The 17,488-nt window shown below is 74.4% G+C and carries 17 protein-coding genes; 3 read left to right on the forward strand and 14 right to left on the reverse strand.

All coding sequences use genetic code 11. From position 1 onward, the window contains the following. Window positions 1–43 precede the first annotated feature (43 nt). The 7 genes from hemB to ABD323_RS04690 form a co-directional block, all read right to left on the reverse strand. The gene (hemB, locus tag ABD323_RS04660; protein ID WP_344439489.1) at window positions 44–1,024 is read right to left on the reverse strand and encodes a porphobilinogen synthase; all 981 of its coding nucleotides are present in this window, start codon (window positions 1,022–1,024) and stop codon (window positions 44–46) included. 22 nt (window positions 1,025–1,046) lie between these two features. Continuing rightward, on the reverse strand, window positions 1,047–2,705 hold the full coding sequence (locus ABD323_RS04665; RefSeq protein ID WP_344439491.1) for a bifunctional uroporphyrinogen-III C-methyltransferase/uroporphyrinogen-III synthase: 1,659 nt from the start codon (window positions 2,703–2,705) through the stop codon (window positions 1,047–1,049). Next, a complete protein-coding gene (gene hemC / locus ABD323_RS04670) occupies window positions 2,702–3,712 on the reverse strand; it encodes a hydroxymethylbilane synthase (protein ID WP_344439494.1) in 1,011 nt (336 codons plus the stop codon). Before hemC ends, ABD323_RS04665 begins: the two co-directional genes overlap by 4 nt. A gap of 41 nt (window positions 3,713–3,753) precedes the next feature. Continuing rightward, complete coding sequence (locus ABD323_RS04675; protein WP_344439497.1) at window positions 3,754–5,100, reverse strand: glutamyl-tRNA reductase; 1,347 nt, start codon at window positions 5,098–5,100, stop codon at window positions 3,754–3,756. After that, window positions 5,097–5,987, reverse strand: a complete 891-nt coding sequence (locus ABD323_RS04680) for a redox-sensing transcriptional repressor Rex (RefSeq protein WP_344439499.1) — start codon at window positions 5,985–5,987, stop codon at window positions 5,097–5,099. Before ABD323_RS04680 ends, ABD323_RS04675 begins: the two co-directional genes overlap by 4 nt. Before the next feature lie 161 nt (window positions 5,988–6,148). Beyond that, window positions 6,149–6,802, reverse strand: coding sequence for a 3'-5' exonuclease (locus tag ABD323_RS04685; RefSeq protein WP_344439501.1), 654 nt, complete (start codon window positions 6,800–6,802; stop codon window positions 6,149–6,151). Between the two features lie 163 nt (window positions 6,803–6,965). Continuing rightward, window positions 6,966–7,229 (reverse strand): glutaredoxin family protein, encoded by a 264-nt coding sequence (locus tag ABD323_RS04690; RefSeq protein WP_425555861.1) that lies wholly within the window; start codon window positions 7,227–7,229, stop codon window positions 6,966–6,968. A 126-nt stretch (window positions 7,230–7,355) separates the two neighbouring features. Here ABD323_RS04690 and ABD323_RS04695 point away from each other — a divergent pair, with 126 nt between their 5' ends. The 3 genes from ABD323_RS04695 (at window position 7,356) to ABD323_RS04705 (ending at window position 11,081) form a co-directional block, all read left to right on the forward strand. Next, the gene (locus ABD323_RS04695) at window positions 7,356–8,321 is read left to right on the forward strand and encodes an HAD family hydrolase (RefSeq protein ID WP_344439505.1); all 966 of its coding nucleotides are present in this window, start codon (window positions 7,356–7,358) and stop codon (window positions 8,319–8,321) included. Between the two features lie 458 nt (window positions 8,322–8,779). Further along, on the forward strand, window positions 8,780–9,568 hold the full coding sequence (locus ABD323_RS04700; RefSeq protein ID WP_425555862.1) for an ECF subfamily RNA polymerase sigma factor, BldN family: 789 nt from the start codon (window positions 8,780–8,782) through the stop codon (window positions 9,566–9,568). Window positions 9,569–9,806: 238 nt separating this feature from the next. After that, entirely contained in the window at window positions 9,807–11,081 is a 1,275-nt protein-coding gene (locus ABD323_RS04705; RefSeq protein WP_344439507.1) for a DUF5667 domain-containing protein, read from the forward strand. 93 nt (window positions 11,082–11,174) lie between these two features. Here the strand turns inward: ABD323_RS04705 and ABD323_RS04710 are convergent, their stop codons facing one another. The 7 genes from ABD323_RS04710 to ABD323_RS04740 all read right to left on the reverse strand — a co-directional run bounded on the left by ABD323_RS04710 (window position 11,175) and on the right by ABD323_RS04740 (window position 17,351). Further along, complete coding sequence (locus ABD323_RS04710; protein ID WP_344439509.1) at window positions 11,175–12,215, reverse strand: lysophospholipid acyltransferase family protein; 1,041 nt, start codon at window positions 12,213–12,215, stop codon at window positions 11,175–11,177. A 5-nt stretch (window positions 12,216–12,220) separates the two neighbouring features. Beyond that, window positions 12,221–13,345, reverse strand: coding sequence for an NAD-dependent epimerase/dehydratase family protein (locus tag ABD323_RS04715; protein ID WP_344439511.1), 1,125 nt, complete (start codon window positions 13,343–13,345; stop codon window positions 12,221–12,223). A gap of 143 nt (window positions 13,346–13,488) precedes the next feature. Then, entirely contained in the window at window positions 13,489–13,605 is a 117-nt protein-coding gene (locus ABD323_RS04720; protein ID WP_425311139.1) for a 30S ribosomal protein bS22, read from the reverse strand. A 103-nt stretch (window positions 13,606–13,708) separates the two neighbouring features. Further along, window positions 13,709–13,918 carry a helix-turn-helix domain-containing protein gene (locus tag ABD323_RS04725; protein ID WP_035847941.1) on the reverse strand — a complete coding sequence of 70 codons (210 nt, stop codon included), beginning with the start codon at window positions 13,916–13,918 and terminating at the stop codon, window positions 13,709–13,711. A 136-nt stretch (window positions 13,919–14,054) separates the two neighbouring features. Beyond that, entirely contained in the window at window positions 14,055–14,870 is an 816-nt protein-coding gene (locus ABD323_RS04730) for a phosphatase (protein ID WP_425555863.1), read from the reverse strand. Window positions 14,871–14,974: 104 nt separating this feature from the next. After that, window positions 14,975–16,171, reverse strand: a complete 1,197-nt coding sequence (locus ABD323_RS04735; protein ID WP_344439517.1) for an acetoin utilization protein AcuC — start codon at window positions 16,169–16,171, stop codon at window positions 14,975–14,977. Then, window positions 16,152–17,351 carry an MFS transporter gene (locus ABD323_RS04740; protein ID WP_344439519.1) on the reverse strand — a complete coding sequence of 400 codons (1,200 nt, stop codon included), beginning with the start codon at window positions 17,349–17,351 and terminating at the stop codon, window positions 16,152–16,154. The genes ABD323_RS04735 and ABD323_RS04740 overlap by 20 nt, the downstream gene beginning before the upstream one ends. Window positions 17,352–17,488 lie beyond the last annotated feature (137 nt).

The following is a 17,488-nucleotide window of genomic DNA, read 5'->3' on the forward strand; positions in this document are numbered from 1 at the left end:
CCCGCGCCCGCCCCCCCCCCCCCCTGTCCCGTGCGCGCACCGCTCAGCGCGGCAGCATCCGGGCGGCCTCGACCGCCCAGTAGGTGAGGATCTGCTCGGCACCGGCCCGGCGGATCGAGGTCAGCGACTCGATGATGGTGCGCTCCCGGTCGATCCAGCCGTTCGCGGCGGCCGCCTCGACCATCGCGTACTCGCCCGAGATCTGGTACGCCGCCACCGGCACCGGCGAGCGGTCGGCGACCTGGCGCAGGATGTCCAGGCACGGCATGGCCGGCTTGACCATCACCAGGTCGGCCCCCTCGGCGAGGTCGAGCTCCAGCTCGCGCAGCGCCTCGCGGGCGTTGGCCAGGTCCTGCTGGTAGGTCTTGCGGTCGCCCTTGAGCGAGGAGGCGACCGCCTCGCGGAAGGGACCGTAGAGGGCCGAGGCGTACTTGGCGGTGTAGGCCAGCACGGCGACGTCCTGGTGGCCGGCCGCGTCCAGCGCCCGGCGGACCACGCCGACCTGGCCGTCCATCATCCCGGAGGGGCCGACCATGTGGACCCCGGCCTCGGCCTGCACCACGGCCATCTCGGCGTAGCGCTCCAGGGTGGCGTCGTTGTCCACGCTGCCGTCCGCCGCCAGCACGCCGCAGTGGCCGTGGTCGGTGAACTCGTCCAGGCAGAGGTCGGACATCACCACCAGCTGGTCGCCGACCTCGGCGACCACGTCCCGGATGGCCAGCTGCAGGATGCCCTGCGGGTTGGTGCCCTCGGAGCCGGCCGCGTCCTTGTGCTGCGGCACGCCGAAGAGCATCAGCCCGCCGATGCCGGCCTCGGCCGCCTCCACCGCCGCCTTGCGCAGCGTGTCGCGGGTGTGCTGGACCACGCCCGGCATCGAGGAGACCGGGACCGGCTCGCTGATGCCCTCCCGCACGAAGACGGGCAGGATCAGCTCGGCCGGGTGCAGCCGGGTCTCCGCCACCAGTCTGCGCACCGCCGGGGTGGTGCGCAGCCGGCGCGGACGGGCGGACGGGAAGTCGGACATGCTTTCCTCCGGGGAACGGGTGTCAGCGCGCCTTGCGACGGGAGCCGGGACGGCGCTCGCTGGGCCGGTACACCGGTTCGCCGGCCGAGGTGGCCGCGTCCCGGCGACCCGCACCGAAGTCCGCCAGGGCCTGGGCCAGCGCGGAGGCGGACGGCGCGGGGGCCATCACGTCGACCCGCAGGCCGTGCTCCTCGGCGGTCTTGGCGGTGGCCGGACCGATGCAGGCGATGATCGTGACGTTGTGCGGCTTGCCGGCGATGCCGACCAGGTTGCGCACGGTCGAGGACGAGGTGAAGAGCACCGCGTCGAAGCCGCCGCCCTTGATCGCCTCGCGGGTCTCGGCCGGCGGGGGCGAGGCGCGCACGGTCCGGTAGGCCGTCACGTCGTCCACCTCCCAGCCGAGCTCGACCAGGCCGGCCACCAGGGTCTCGGTGGCGATGTCGGCGCGCGGCAGCAGGACCCGGTCGATCGGGTCGAAGACCGGGTCGTAGGGCGGCCAGTCGTCCAGCAGGCCGGCCGCGGACTGCTCGCCGGAGGGCACCAGGTCGGGCTTGACGCCGAAGTCCACCAGGGCCTGCGCGGTGGTCTCGCCGACCGCCGCGACCTTGATGCCGGCGAACGCCCGGGCGTCCAGGCCGTACTCCTCGAACTTCTCGCGCACCGCGCGGACCGCGTTGACCGAGGTGAAGGCGATCCACTCGTAGCGGCCGGTGACCAGGCCCTTGATCGCCCGCTCCATCTGCTGCGGGGTGCGCGGCGGCTCGACCGCGATGGTCGGCACCTCCTGCGGCACCGCGCCGTAGGAGCGCAGCTGCTCGGACAGGCCGGTGGCCTGCTCCTTGGTGCGCGGCACCAGGACGTTCCAGCCGAACAGCGGCTTGGTCTCGAACCAGGAGTGCGACGAGCGGTGCGCGACCTGCTCGCCCACCACGGCTATCACCGAGGTGGCCGGGTCGACCGGGGCCGAGACCGGCGAGGGCAGCACTCGGGCGGCCTTCAGGTCGGCCGCGATGGCGGCCAGCGTGGAGGTGAAGGTGCGCTGGCGGGTGGTGGTGCCCGACAGGGTCGCGCAGAGCGCGGCGTCCGGCTTGCGGCCGTGCGTGACCAGCGCGGCGGCGGTGGCCGGCAGCTGGCCCAGCGTGGTGCGCACCACCAGGGTGGTCTCGGGGGCGCCGAGGTCGACCAGGGCGCCGGCCAGCAGGGCCGAGCCGTCCACGAAGCGCACGTCGGCGCCGTTGCTGCCGCGCAGCGGGACGCCGGCGTAGGCGGGCACGCCCACCGACTGCGCGACGCCGGGGATCACCTCGAAGGCGATCCCGGCCTTGGCGCAGAGCAGCATCTCCTCGGCCGCGCGGCCGTCCAGGCCCGGGTCGCCGTCGACCGTGCGGACCACGTGCTTGCCGGCCTGCACCGCGTCGGCGACCAGCTTGGCCAGCGAGGCGGCGTCGTCGCCGCCGATGTCGAGCGGCGCCGACTCCCCCTCGACCGCGCCGGGCGTGCGCAGTTGCACGCCCTCGGGGCAGTGCGTGCGCACGGCGACGGCGGTCAGCGGGTCGGCGATCAGGATGTCGGCCGAGGCCAGCACCTCGACCGCGCGCAGGGTCAGCAGCCCCGGGTCTCCCGGACCGGCACCCAGGAAGGTGCAGCGTCCGGACCGGTCGGCGGTGGCGGTGGGGCTCATCGGGCTCGCTCCCCCATCAGAGTGGCCGCTCCGCCGGCGAGCAGCCGCTCGGCGAGCGCGAGGCCAAGGGCCCGTGCCTGCCGTTCGACCGTCTCGTGGGACGCGAGCGGGCCAGTGGTGGACATCGTCAGCAGGGTGGCGCCGTCGACGGTACCGACGACGCCCTCCAGCCGCAGTTCTCTCTCGCCGCTCCACCGGGCCAGTGCGGCGACCGGGGCGGAGCAGCCTGCCTCCAGGGCGGCCAGCAGGGCACGCTCCGCGACGACGGCGGCGCGGGTGGGGGCGTGGTCGAGCGCACCGAGGGCGGCGGCCAACTCGGTGTCGTCGGCCCGGCACTCGAGGGCGAGGGCGCCCTGGCCGGGGGCCGGCAGCATCAGCGCGGGGTCGAGGTGCTCGCTGATCTCGGCGGACCGGCCGAGCCGGTTGAGGCCGGCGGTGGCCAGCACCACCGCGTCCAGCTCGCCGGCGTGCACGAAGCCGATCCGGGTGTCCACGTTGCCGCGGATCGGGACGGTCTCGACCTCGACGCCGCGGGCCGCGGCCCAGGCGTTCAGCTGGGCCATCCGGCGCGGGGAGCCGGTGCCGATCCGCACCGCGCGCCCGGCGCACTTCTCGGTCAGGCCCTCCAGGTCCAGGCCCTCCCGGGCGACCAGGGCGTCGCGGACGTCCTCGCGCTCGGGCACCGCGGCCAGGCACAGGCCCGCCGGGTCGGCGGTCGGCAGATCCTTGAGCGAGTGCACGGCGAAGTCGATGCGGCCCGCGAGCAGCGCGTCGCGCAGGGCGGAGACGAAGACCCCGGTCCCGCCGATCTGCGCCAGGTGCTCGCGGGAGGTGTCGCCGTAGGTGGTGATCTCCACCAGCTCCACCGGGCGGCCGGTGCGGCGCGTCACCTCGGCCGCGACCATGCCCGACTGGGCCATCGCCAGCGCGCTGCGCCGGGTGCCCAGTCGCAACGGTATCGTTTCGGCGTCCAACTGGCCCTGCTGCGTGCTCAGTTGACCATTCATAGCGTGATCATCCCGGTCGTGCTGGTGGTCGAGAAGGTGGTTCATCGCGCAGCCCCGCCCGCGAGACTACCGGTGACGGGTTGCGCCTGGGGTCCCACCGGCGTGCCGGAGACCGCGTGCACCGCCCCCGGATCGAGGTCGAACAGCTCGCGCAGGGCGTCCGCGTAGGAGGCGCCGCCGGGTTCGGCGGCCAGCTGCTTGACCCGCACGGTGGGTGCGTGCAGCAGCTTGTCGACCACCCGGCGCACGGTCTGCGCGACCTCGGCGCTGGAGCGGTCGTCCAGATCGGGCAGTCGGGACTGCAGGCGGGCCAGCTCGGCGCCGACCACCTCGGAGGCCATCGCCCGCAGGGCGACCACCGTCGGGGCGATCCGCGCGGCCCGCTGGGCGGCGCCGAAGGCGGCCACCTCGTCGGCCACGATGCCGCTGACCGCGTCCACGTCGCCGGCGCCGGGGGTGGCCGCGTCGGCCTCGGAGAGCGACTCCAGGTCGACCAGCAGCGCGCCGGGCAGCTCGTGCACCGCGTGGTCCACGTCGCGCGGCATCGCCAGGTCGAGGAAGGCCAGCGGCTGCGCGCCGGCACGCAACGCCACCGCGGTGGCCACGTCGGCGGCGGCGATCACCACGCCGGCCGAGCCGGTGCAGGAGATCACCAGGTCCACGTCGGCCAGCGCCTGCGGGACCTTGGCGAAGTCGACGGTGCGCGCGCCCAGGCTCTGCGCGAGGCGCTCGGCCCGCTCGGGCGTGCGGTTGGCGATCACCAGGTCGGACACGCCCGCCCGGGACAGCGTGGCGGCGGCCAGCGAGCTCATCGAGCCGGCGCCGACCACCAGGGCCCGCTTGCCGGCGATCTCGCCGGCCCCCGCGGCCACCAGCTCCAGGCCGAAGGTGACCAGCGACTGGCCGGCCTTGTCGATCCCGGTCTCGCTGTGCGCGCGCTTGCCGACCCGCAGGGCCTGCTGGAAGAGCTCGTTGAGACCGCGGCCGGCGGTGTGCTCCTCCTGCGCGCGGGCCAGCGAGTCGCGCAGCTGGCCCAGGATCTGACCCTCGCCCACGACCATCGAGTCCAGGCCGCAGGCGACCGAGAAGAGGTGGTGCACGGCGCGGTCCTCGTAGTGCACGTAGAGGTGCCCGGTGAGCTCCTCCAGGTCCACGCCGCTGTGGTGGGCGAGCAACAGGGAGAGCTCGGCGACGCCGGCGTGGAACTTGTCCACGTCCGCGTAGAGCTCGATCCGGTTGCAGGTGTTGAGCAGGGCCGCCTCGGAGACGGTGGCGGTGGCCGCCGCGTCGTGCAGCAGCCGGGTGGGGACGTCCCCGGTGAGCGCGGCGCGCTCCAGGACGGTGACGGGTGCGGTCCGGTGGGACAGACCGACGACGAGCAAACTCATGCCGGCATCACCGCCGAGCGCTCGCTCTCGCCGCGCGGCTGCTCGGCCCTGGCGCCCTGGGCCTTGGCCCCCTGGCCCTTGGCCGCCTCGGCCTTGCCGCTCTCGGCCTTGCCGTCCTTGGCGTCCTTGGCACCGCCGGCCGCACGGCGCAGCTTGGCGGCCGCCGCGCGCACCGGGCCGGGGGCGCGGTCCAGCACGGACTCCTCGCCGCGCCCGGACTCCGGCTCCTCGCCGGCCTTGCGCTGCTCGTGGAAGGCCAGGATCTGAAGCTCTATCGAGAGGTCGACCTTGCGCACGTCCACGCCGTCCGGAACGGTCAGCACGGTGGGCGCGAAGTTCAGGATGCTCGTGACGCCCGCCTCGACCAGCCGGTCGCAGACCTGCTGGGCCGCGCCCGGCGGCGTGGTGATCACACCGATGGAGACCTGCTGGCTCTCCACGATGGACTCCAGTTCGTCCATGTGCCGCACCGGCAGGCCCGCCGCGCTGCTGCCGACCACCGCCGGGTCGGCGTCCAGCAGGGCCGCCACCCGGAAGCCGCGGGAGGCGAAGCCCCCGTAGTTGGCGAGCGCGTGGCCCAGGTTCCCGATCCCGACGATCACGACCGGCCAGTCCTGGGTGAGGCCGAGCTCACGGGAGATCTGGTACACGAGGTACTCGACGTCGTAGCCGACCCCGCGGGTTCCGTACGAGCCCAGGTACGAGAAGTCCTTGCGCAGCTTCGCCGAGTTGACCCCGGCCGCGGCGGCCAGCTCCTCCGAGGAGACGGTGGGAACCGAGCGCTCGGAGAGCGCGGTCAGCGCCCGCAGGTAGAGGGGCAGCCGGGCCACGGTGGCCTCGGGGATGCCCCGGGCACGGGTCTGACGTCCCACAGGGGTGCGGCGCATGGAGCCTCCGTCGGCAGGGCTGGGGGGCGAGGTTCTGGGTGTGGATCGGCCGATTGCCACGGTGCTCCTGTGGGTGAAGCTGGGCTCTGGCTGCCAGGCTATGCGTTTGTGAACGTGTGCACAAAGATGGTGTCCGATTTGTCCCGTCACAGTGACGCGCATCACGCCGGGACCCCGGGGTGTCGCCCGGCCTGCCGGGCGGCCGGCACCGGCCGCCGGCCCAGCCGCGGCCACGGCACGCCCGCCGCCTGCGGCAGGGGCTCGACCCAGTCCGCCAGCGGGGCGGACCGTGCGACCACGCAGTACCGCAACAGGTCGGCGGCGGCCCGGGCGTCGCCCAGTGCGGTGTGCGCCGGATAGTCGGCCAGGCCCGCCGCCGCCACGCAGGCGGCCAGGCCGAACCCGGGCGCCTGGGGCAGGTGGCGCCGGGCCAGGCGCATCGTGCAGAGCAGCGGGACCGCCGGCAGCGGCACCCCGATCCGGGCGAACTCGCGCTCCAGGAAGGCCCGGTCACAGCTCACATGGTGGCCCACCAGGACGCGTCCGGCCAGGAGTTCGAGCAGAAAGGGCGCGATCTCGCGGAAGCTCGGGGCGCCGACCACCTCGGCCTGGGTGATCCGGTGCACATGGGTGGGACCCACCGGCCCCCGCGGGTCGAGCAGGGTGGCGAACTCCAGCTCCGCGTCCAGGGCGTGGTCCAGCAGCACGACGGCGATCTCCACCACCCGGTGGCGCCAGGGGCTGCGGCCGGTGGTCTCGACGTCCACCACGGCGAAGCCGCCCGCGGGGGCGGCGCCGGCACGGCCGAGCAGCACGACGACCCACCTCCGTTCGACCCCGATCCGTTCGGGCCCCAACGGCGCTGAACGTGATAGATCGTAAGCAGAGGAGCGGGCGAAACCCAGGCCCCCGTTGGGTTTTCCAGACAACGATTCGGCCGACGACACCCGCCGAACGGCGGGGGCGCCGGCCGGTGGGTCAGGACAGCGCCTTGCGCAGGCGGTTCTCGTCGACCCGCCAGAAGTCGTGCTGGCGGCCGTCGATCAGGGTCACCGGGATCTGCTCCGCGTAGCTGCGGTGGAGCTTCTCGTCGCGCGTGATGTCGAGTTCCTCGAAGGCGACGCCGAGCTCGCCGGTGACCCGCACGATCACCTCCCGGGCCCGGTCGCAGAGGTGGCAGCCGGGCTTGCCGATCAGGGTGACCTTCCGGTCGGCGGGGTTGCGGCTCTTGTCGCGGCGCATCAGTGGACTCACCGGGCCATTGTGCGCCGTGGCGGCCCCGGACGGGACGGCGACGTCCTCGGCACGTCCCCGACCTGCGGCCGGGCCGTACCCCCTTGTTCACCGCGGCTGACTATGCTCGGGGCCATGGCCGCGCTGCGAAGGCTCACCCAGGCAAGGCGTTCCCCCTCCGAGCGGACCGCCCTGGCGGGCGAGGCCGCCGCCGACGCCGCCGAGCAGGCGCTGCGCGAGGCGCCGCCGCTGTCCGTGACGGCCGACGAGCCGGTCGGCGGGCCGGGCACCCGCCCCAGCGCGGCACAGCTGGCCGCGCAGGACGCCGACCACCCGCAGGCCGCGGCCTTCTTCGACTGCGACAACACGATCCTGCAGGGCGCCGCGGTCTTCTACCTCGGGGTCGGGCTCTACCGGCGGGCCTTCTTCTCCCGGCGCGACGTGGCCAGGTTCGCCTGGCAGCAGGCCTGGTTCCGGCTGCACGGCACCGAGGACCCGAGCCACATCGCCGACGCGCAGCACACCGCGCTCTCGCTGGTCGCCGGCAAGCCGACCGCGGACCTGGAGGCGATCTGCGAGGAGATCTTCGAGGAGATCGTGGCCGCCAAGGTCTGGCCCGGCACCCGGGCGCTGGTGCAGATGCACCTGGACGCCGGCCAGCGGGTCTGGTTGGTGACCGCCGCCCCGCAGGAGGTGGCCCGGATCATCGCCCGCCGGCTCGGCATGACCGGCGCGCTGGGCACCGTCGCGGAGGCGGTGGACGGCCGCTACACCGGGCGGCTGGTGGGCGAGATGCTGCACGGGCCGGCCAAGGCGGCGGCGGTGCGCGCGCTGGCCCGGCGCGAGCAGCTGGACCTGGGCCGCTGCGCCGCCTACAGCGACTCCGCCAACGACATCCCGATGCTCTCGCTGGTCGGACACCCGTTCGTGGTCAACCCCGACGGGCGGCTGCGCAAGTACGCCCGGGCGCACGGCTGGCGGGTGCAGGACTTCCGCAGCGGCCGCAAGGCGGCCCGGATCGGGGTGCCGGCCGCCGTCGCCCTGGGGGCCGCGACGGGCGTCGCGCTGGCCGCCGCGGCACTGCGCCGAAAGCGCGGTTGACGCCGGATCAGTGCGGCCGACGCGCTGACCGGATCTGATCGTTCGAACGCCCCGGAAAGTCTGGGATTGGCAGGCCCAGAAGCCGGGAAACTGCGCGTCCGACCTCGTAATCGGTCACACTCGGCTCCCGACTGATCACCGCAAGCGCGCAGTTCGGAGCTTTGTTCGGTCACTTTCAGCTCATATACCACGTGAAGTGGATCCTAATCGACCACTTCGGCCACAGGGTGTAGCTGTCATTGCACAAAGCGTTATTCTCTCCTGGATGCACGCCCACCCCAGGTGTCCCCCCGGCGGGGTGACGGGGAGTGTGCTCTCCGCGCAGGCGGAGGTGACCCGTCCACAGTTCTGCCTCTGGGAGTCCCGTGTACCCACCCGTCCGGAACGACGCGCCTGCTCCCACCCGCCCGTCGCCCCCCGTCACCGCGAGCCGTTCCCTCTCCCGCGCCGCGCTCCCGATCGCGATCCCCGCCGCGCGCAACCTGCGCCTCCTGCGTTCCCTGCTGCACAGCCAGTTGCTGCTCTCCCTGGGACCCGAACCGGCCCTGGCGGGCGGACCCCTCCCGCCGGGCCTGGCCATGCGCTCGACCGCCGCCGGGCCGGCCGGCACCCGCAGCCGGGGCGCCGCGGGGGGCGCCCCCGGCGGCTCCGGCACCCGGGGCCGGGCCCGGACCCTGCCGCACCAGGGCACCGAGACCGAGCACAACCCGATCATGGAGCTGGTCGAGCGGGCCCAGGCCGGCGAGAGCGAGGCGTTCGGGCGGCTGTACGACCACTACTGCGACACGGTCTACCGGTACATCTACTACCGGGTCGGCAGCCGGGCCACCGCCGAGGACCTCACCAGCGAGACGTTCCTGCGCGCGCTGCGCCGGATCGGCACCTTCACCTGGCAGGGGCGGGACTTCGGCGCCTGGCTGGTGACCATCGCGCGCAACCTGGTCGCCGACCACTTCAAGTCCAGCCGGTTCCGGCTGGAGGTGACCACCGGGGAGATGCTCGACTCCAACGAGTGCGAGCGCAGCCCCGAGGACTCGGTCCTGGAGTCGCTCTCCAACGCCGCCCTGCTGGACGCGGTGCGCCGGCTCAACCCGCAGCAGCAGGAGTGCGTCACGCTCCGGTTCCTGCAGGGCCTCTCGGTGGCCGAGACGGCGCGCATCATGGGCAAGAACGAGGGCGCCATCAAGACCCTGCAGTACCGCGCGGTCCGCACCCTGGCCCGCCTGCTGCCGCCCGACGCCCGATGAACATATCTGACGTCCGGTCACTCCCGGGACCGCGGCGACACGTCCGGGTGAGAATGCGGTCACATGATCACTCGTGCGTAACCGACCACCCGCACCACTCGTTGCCCAGCGTGCAAACCACTTCGGGACGCGCGGTCAAGCCAAGCCGTGGGCAGTCACCCGAAGGAGTGGATTTGGCCCGCCGTGGCAACCGTCCGGCAGGCCGGGGAGTCGACAACGACGAAGGGAGGTGTGGCCCGTGACGGCAAACGTACTGGAGCACCGGCGGGCGAGGGCCTTCGCCGAGGCGCTGGCGGCCCACCGGACGGGACAGCCGGCGAGCACCGCGGCGATGGGGCAACTCCTCGACACCGCAGATGCGCTGGGCGCGATCACCGCGCCCGGACTGGATGTTGAGGTCCGGACGGTCCAACGCGCCCAGCTGATGGCCGCGTTCGAACAGGTGGCGGCCGGTGGCGGCCTGCCGACGGTGCCCCACCAGCGCCGGCACCGCGCCGAGCGAGGCACCACCCGGCGGCGCTGGAGCCGCCGGTTCGCGATCACCGGCCTGGTGGCCGGGGTCACCGTCGGCAGCTTCGCCGGGGTGGCCGCCGCGAGCAGCCAGGCGCTGCCCGGGGACACCCTGTACGGCATGAAGCGCGGGCTGGAGGGCCTGCGGTTCGACCTGGCCGGCTCGGACTCCGAGCGCGGCGCGCTGCTGCTGGACCAGGCCAGCACCCGGCTCGCCGAGGCCCGGTCGCTGGTCGGCCGTGGCGGCGGGACCGGCGCGCTGAGCCCGGACACCGTGGACCGGCTCGGCTCCGCGCTGCGGGACATGCACGCGGAGGCCGCCAAGGGCCGCGACCTGCTCCGCTCGGTCTACCGGGCCAACGGCTCGCTGGACCCGATGCGCAAGCTGGCCGCCTTCACCGACGGTCAGGACGACCACTGGGCCGCCCTGCAGGGCCGGCTGCCGGCGCAGCTGACCCCGGAGGCCGGTCAGGTCGACCAGCTCTTCGGGGACATCAGCGCGGACGTCGCGCCGCTGCACCTCGCTCCGGAGCAGCCCAGGCCCTCCTCGCACCCGCTGAAGCCGTCCACCGGCGACTCCAGCGGCCCGGCGGCCGACCAGGGCGCGAGCCCCGGCGGCCGGGACGGCGGCGGTTCGGCGGCGCCGGCCACCCCCGGCGGCAGGGCGGGCAGTGCCCAGCCCTCGGCCGGCGCTGCGGTCAGCCAGGGCGGCGGCGCGAGCCCGGCCCTGCCGGCCGGCGGCAACCCGGTCGGCGGGCTGGTCAACGGGCTGACGGGCAGCCTGAGCGGGGCCGGCTCGGGTGCCTCGGCCGGCGCCTCCCCCGGGGCGTCGAGCACGCCGCAGAGCAGCCCGCAGAGTTCGCCGGTCGCCCAGCCGGGTGCCAGTGCCCCGGCGAGCGCACCGCCGGTGGGCGGCGGCGCGCCCCTCGGCGGCGGGCAGGGGCTCAACCTGCCGCCGCTGATCCCGGGTCTGCTGCCGGGTCTGGGGCTGGACGGCAGCTGACGGCCGTTCACGGCGCGCGGCGCGCGGCGGGTAGCCATACCGCCGCGCGCCGCGTCATGCGTGCTGCCGGGTGCACCGGCAAAGGGCGGTGCGTCAGAAGAAGACCGAGCGGCGGTCCACCAGCAGCTTGTAGAGCGTGTGCTGGATGGTCTCGCGGACCTCGTCGGTCAGGTTGAAGACCAGCATCGGGTCCTCCGCGGCCTCCACCGGGTGCCCGTCGGTGCGGATCGGCTCGCCGAACTGGATGGTCCACTTGGTCGGCAGCGGGATCGCCCCGAGCGGGCCGAGCCAGGGGAAGGTCGGGGTGATCGGCACGTACGGCAGGCCGAGCAGCCGGGCCAGCGTCTTGGCGTTGCCGAGCATCGGGTAGGTCTCCTCGGCGCCCACGATCGAGCAGGGCACGATCGGCACCTGGGCCCGCAGCGCCGAGGCGACGAAGCCGCCGCGCCCGAAGCGCTGCAGCTTGTAGCGGTCCGCGAACGGCTTGCCGATCCCCTTGAAGCCCTCCGGCCAGACCCCGACCACCTCGCCGCGCTCCAGCAGTGCCTGGGCGTCCTCGTTGCAGGCCAGCGTGTGCCCGGCCTTGCGGGCCAGCTCACCGACCGCCGGCAGCAGGAAGACCAGGTCGGCGGCGAGCATCCGCAGGTGACGGCGGTTCGGGTGGTGGTCGTGGATCGCGACCTGGGTCATCAGCGCGTCCAGCGGGACGGTCCCCGAGTGGTTGGCCACCACCAGCGCGCCGCCCTCGGCCGGGATGTTCTCGATCCCGCGGACCTCGATCCGGAAGTACTTCTCGGCCAGCGGGCGCAGCAGCGACAGGAAGACCTCCTCGGTCAGCTCCCGGTCGAAGCCGAACTCGTCCACCTCGTAGTCGCCGGTGATCCGGCGGCGCAGGAAGGCCAGCCCGTTCGCCGCCCGGTCCTCCCAGCCCTTGCCGAGCGTGGACTCGGCCGCCGAGCCGAGCCGGCCCGCCAGCAGAGCGCCGACCCGCTGCGCGAGGCGGTCGGCGAACGCCTCGGTGCCCGGCCCGGGTTCGGCCGCGGCGCCGGTGGTCCCCTCGGCGCCCCAGCTGGGGGCGGACTCGATCGGGATCACCTTGGCCTCGCCGGTCAGGTACTCTCGCGCGGCTGTCATGGGGCTCAGCTCCTGTCGCCGGTGGCGGGAAGGTCGTGTCGCAGCAGGGCGGCCAGCCGGTCGGTGACCGCCGTGAGCCGCTCGGGCGGCAGCAGCCCGCGGCTCTGCCCGGCGGCGAAGTCGGCGAACGCCTCGGGGGTGGTGAAGCGCGGCTGGTAGCCGAAGACCTCGCGCAGCGCGGTGGTGTCGACCACCCGGCCGTGCATCAGCAGGCCGATCTGCTCGGCCGAGAAGTCCGAGACCCGGGTCTGCCGGGCCAGCGCCGCCACCCAGCCGAGCGCCGGCAGCAGCATCGGCACGGTGGGCCGGCCGAGCCGGCGGGCGCACTGGGAGAGCAGCAGCACGCCCTCCCCCGCGACGTTGAAGGTCCCGGTGTTCCTGGTGCCGGTGGTGTCGGGGGCGGTGTCGGGGGCCTCGGCGGCGGCCGGGTCCAGGGTGGCCAGCCGCAGCACCTCCACCGCGTCGTCCTCGTGCACGAACTGCAGGCGCGGGTCGTAGCCGAGCACGGTGGGCAGCACCGGCAGGGTGAAGTACTCGCTGAGCGGGGTGTCGGCGCCGGGGCCCACGATGTTGGCGAAGCGCAGCACGCAGACCGCCACGTCCGGGCGGCGCCGGCCGAAGCCGCGCACGTAGCCCTCGACCTCGGCGGCGTCCTTGGCGAAGCCGCCCGACGGCAGGGTCTTGGGCTGGGTCTGCTCGCCGAAGACGGCCGGGTCGCGCGGCGTCGAGCCGTACACCCCGGTGGTGGACTTCACCACCAGCCGGCGCACCGTGCTCGACTGCTGGCAGGCGCCGAGCAGTTGCATCGAGCCGATGACGTTGATCTCCTTGACCGCGGCGCGACCCACCGCGGCCGGCGAGGTGGCGCTGACATTGAGGTGCACCACGGTGTCCACCGCGTACTCGGCGAGCACCCGGGCGATCGCCGGGCGGCGCAGGTCGGCGGGCGCGAAGACGTACTCGGCGGGCGGCGCCTGGCCCTGCGGGTCACCGGAGGGGAACGGCCGGCGGCCGGCGGGCTCGACGTCCACCCCCACCACCAGGTCCACGCCCGGCTGCCGGCGGATCCGCTCGGCGAAGCGGGCCCCGAGCTGCCTGGCCACGCCGGTGACCAGCACGACCTTGCCCACGGTGCGCCACCCTCCCTGCCTACGGCCGTGCCCACGACCGTGCCTGCACCGTACCGCGTCGGGGGGCCGAAACGAGCGCTGCCCGCCCCGAGCCTTTCGGCCGGGACGGGCAGCTTGTGCACCTGGAGCGAGCTCCGCAGGTGTTACTTCTTGTTGCGACGCTGAACGCGGGTCCGCTTCAGAAGCTTGCGGTGCTTCTTCTTGGCCATACGCTTGCGACGCTTCTTGATGACAGAGCCCACGGAACAACCCTCGCTCACTGAGACTCCCGCCCGTGAGAGACGGAGTCCATACGACTGACGGAGGGCCTAGCCTACCGTCCTGGTGGCCAGCACCGTAATCGGGACCGGAAGGACCCGGTGATCAGGCGCTCTGACGGCCCACATAGGAGTCCTTGAGGTAGTCGTGGACCGCCTGCTCGGGCACCCGGAAGGAGCGCCCGACCCGGATGGCCGGCAGCTCTCCACTGTGCACCAGCCGGTAGACCGTCATCTTGGACACCCTCATGACCGAGGCGACTTCCGCCACGGTCAGGAAGTTGACCTCTTGCAGGGGGCGTTCGCCGGAACTCATGACCCTCACCCGACCTCGTAGATTCCGTGTGCAAGGCACCGGCTTCCCCTCCGGTGACTCGACCGACACACGCGTATCCCCAGAGTAGTTGCGGGTGGTACCAGTGGGAAGAGGGTTGCGCCGAGTCCTTGTACGGTCAGAGATGCGCCCGTTGCAGTACGTAGTCGCTCAGCAGTCTGTAGCAGCCCGGCTGCGCTCCGTCGTCCACCGGCACCACCACGTCGACCGTCCCCTGCGCCTCGCCGACGAAGGGCGCCGGGTCGTTGGAGTCGGCCAGTCCGCCGGCCGCCAGGCCCAGCCGACCCGCGCCGCAGAGCCAGCCGTGGTCGCCGAGCACCAGGTCGGGCGGCGGATGCCCGGACTCGGCCAGGGCCGCCACCGCGAGCCGCACCGGCAGCGCCGAGTGGGTGTGCTGCAGGTCCTCGCCGGCCCCGCGGGCCGGTCCGGAGCCGAGTCTTCCACTGCGCGGGGGCGCGTCAAGCGCTCGCAGCACCAGGACCGGGCCGAGCCGGTCCACCAAGCAGAGCCGGTCGCCGCCCGGGGTGGGGATCCGCAGCCGGGCCCCCTGCCCGGGGGTGCGCACCGGGCAGCCGGCCGCGGCGAGCGCCCCCACGAGCGCCCCGTAGAAGCCCGCCAACCGGGTGGGGTGCCCGGTGCCGGCCAGCACGCTGCCGCGCCGCCGGGCGGTGCGGCTCAGCAGCGCGGCCAGCCGGTCGAGCGCGGCCAGCGTCAGCTCGGGGTCGATGGTGTCGGGGCCCTGGCCGTAGGAGAAGTCGGGGCGCACGCCGCAGCGCTCGGCCATCAGCGCCAGCACCGCGCCCGGGCCCCAGCGGCCCTCGGGCTCCAGGCCCATCAGGGCCTCGCCGTCGCCCTGACCGAAGAGCCGGTAGCTGCGCAGGTTCTGCTGGCGCGAGGTGGGCACCCGCGGGCCGGCCAGCCGGCGGCGCAGCAGGTGCTCGGTGAGCTGCTCGCGGGTGACCGGCCGTGCACCGGACGTCGGCGGACCGGACGTCGGCGGACCGGACGCCGGAGCCCCGGCGGGTGGCGGACCGGGTGTCACGCCAACAGGCCGTGCTGGGGGAAGACCGCGCGGCGGGCCGCCAGGATCGCCTGGTCGAGGCGGTCGCCCGGGTCGTAGCCGTCCTCGAAGTCGCGCCACTGCGGTGCGCGGCCGTCGGTCATCCGCAGCGGCGCCTGCTGCGTCGTGCGCCGGTAGACCTCGGCTCGCCACTCCTCGGGGGTTTCGGCGCGCGGGTCCAGGGGACGGCCGGCGGCGGTGGCCACCAGGTGGGTCCAGCTGCGCGGCACCACGTCCACCACCGCGTAGCCGCCCCCGCCCAGCGCCACCCAGCGCCCCCCGCAGTGCCGGTGGGCCAGCGCGTGCAGGCTGTGCGCCACCACGCGCTGGGCGTCCAGGGTGACCGCCAGGTGCGCCAGCGGGTCCTCCAGGTGGGTGTCCGCGCCGTGCTGGCTGACGATCACCTGCGGCGCGAAGCCCGCCACCAGCTCGGGGACCAGGGCGTGGAAGGCGCGCAGCCACCCGGCGTCGCCGGTGCCGGCCGGCAGCGGCAGGTTGGCCGCCGACCCCGGGGCGCCCTCGCCGCCGGTCTCGGTGGACCAGCCGGTCTGCGGGAAGAGCGTGCTGGGGTGCTCGTGCAGCGAGACGGTGAGTACCCGCGGATCGTCCCAGAAGGCCTGCTGCACGCCGTCGCCGTGGTGCACGTCCACGTCCACGTAGAGCACCCGCTCGGCGCCGAGTTCCAGCAGCCGGGCGATCGCCAGCGCGGCGTCGTTGTAGATGCAGAAGCCCGACGCCCGGCCCGGCATCGCGTGGTGCAGGCCGCCGGCGAAGTTCACCGCGTGGGTGGCGGCGCCGCTCCAGACCGCCTCGGCGGCCCCCACCGACTGACCGGCGATCAGCGCGGAGGCGGTGTGGATCGCCGGGAAGGCCGGGTTGTCCTCGGTGCCCAGGCCGTGCCGCTCGTCCAGCGCGGCCGGGTTGGCGGCCGCCCGGCGGACCGCCTCGATGTACTCCGGACGGTGCACCAGGGCCAGCGTGGACTCGCCGGCCGGCGGGGCCGCGGCGACGCTGACCCCGGGGGCGGCGGGCAGCCCGAAGGCCTCGACCAGGCGCATGGTGAGCGCGAGCCGGGTCGGGTCCATCGGGTGGCCCGGCCCGAAGTCGTAGGTGGTGACCGCCTCGTCCCACAGCAGGCGCAGGCTGCAGGGCTGGTCAGGCTCGGCTGGGGGCATGCTCCAACGGTAGTGGCTGGCCCGCGGCGGGCGCGAAGTGCCCGGCCAGTGGGACCACCGCGAGCACCAGCAGCATCGGCGCCAGCAGCGCCCAGCGGTACGAACTGGCGCCGGCGATCGCGCCGACCAGCGGGGAGCCGACCAGGAAGCCGACGTAGTTGAAGAGGTTGAGCCGGGCCACCGCCGCGTCCGAGTCCCGCGGGAAGAGCCGCCCGCCGGCCGCGAAGACCTGCGGGATGACCGCGCAGATGCCGATCCCCAGCACGGTGAAGGCGGCGATGCCGGCCCAGGCCGCGGGGGCCACCGCGGCCAGCCCCAGGCCCAGCGCGGCGACGCCGGCGCCGGTGCGGACCACCGCCACCGCGCCCCAGCGCTGCACCCCGCGGTCGCCGAAGGTGCGGCCGAGCAGCAGCGCGACCATGTAGCCGGCGTAGCCCAGCGCGGCCACCCGGTCGCTGCTGTGCAGGGTCTCGGTCAGGTACTTGGCGCTCCAGTTGGAGACCGTCGCGTCCGCGATGTAGGCGAAGGCCATCGCGGCGCAGAGCGGCAGCAGCGGCGACCAGGGGATCGAGCGGGCGGCGGCCTCGGTGGCCCTGGCCACCGCGTCGCCGAGCTCGGCCGGGCCGGCGAAGCGGCGGCCCACCAGCAGCGCGGCCGGGATCAGCACCGCCGCGCTCGCGCCGAAGAGCACCAGCAGGTGCAGGTGGGCGCCGGCGCTGGCCAGCAGTGCCCCGAGGATCCCGCCGAGGCTGAAGGCGGCGTGGAAGCCGAGCATGATCGAGCGGCCGTAGCGGCGCTGCAGGCCGACCCCGAGCATGTTCATCGAGGCGTCCAGCGCGCCGACCAGCAGGCCGAAGGCGCCCAGCGCCAGGCCCAGCGCCCAGAGCCGGTCGCCCAGGCCCACCGCGACCAGGGTCAGGCAGACGGCCGGCTGGACGATCCGCAGCACTGTGCGCGCACTGGTCCGCTTGACCAGCTGCTCGGAGCAGACCGAGCCGACGCCGGCGAGGATCGGCACCGCGGCCAGGAAGATCGTCAGGGTGCCGTCGTCGAGGCCGTACTGGCGCTGGATGCCCGGGATCCGGGTGACCAGCAGCGCGAAGGTGGCGCCCTGCAGCAGGAAGCTGACGAGCAGGGCGGTGCGGGCCTGGCGCAGCCGCGCCGTGACCTCGGTCGACATCCGTACCTCGCTCACCACCGGCGCAGCGCTACTGGCCGGTACGAAGATATTGGCGCGAGCGTAGGGGGTGCGCGGGGATTTGGGGAGGGGCCGCAACGCAACGATCGGGGGGACACCGGCTGGTGTCCCCCCGATCG

It is taken from the genome of Kitasatospora nipponensis, from assembly GCF_039528135.1.
GTDB lineage: Bacteria > Actinomycetota > Actinomycetes > Streptomycetales > Streptomycetaceae > Kitasatospora > Kitasatospora nipponensis.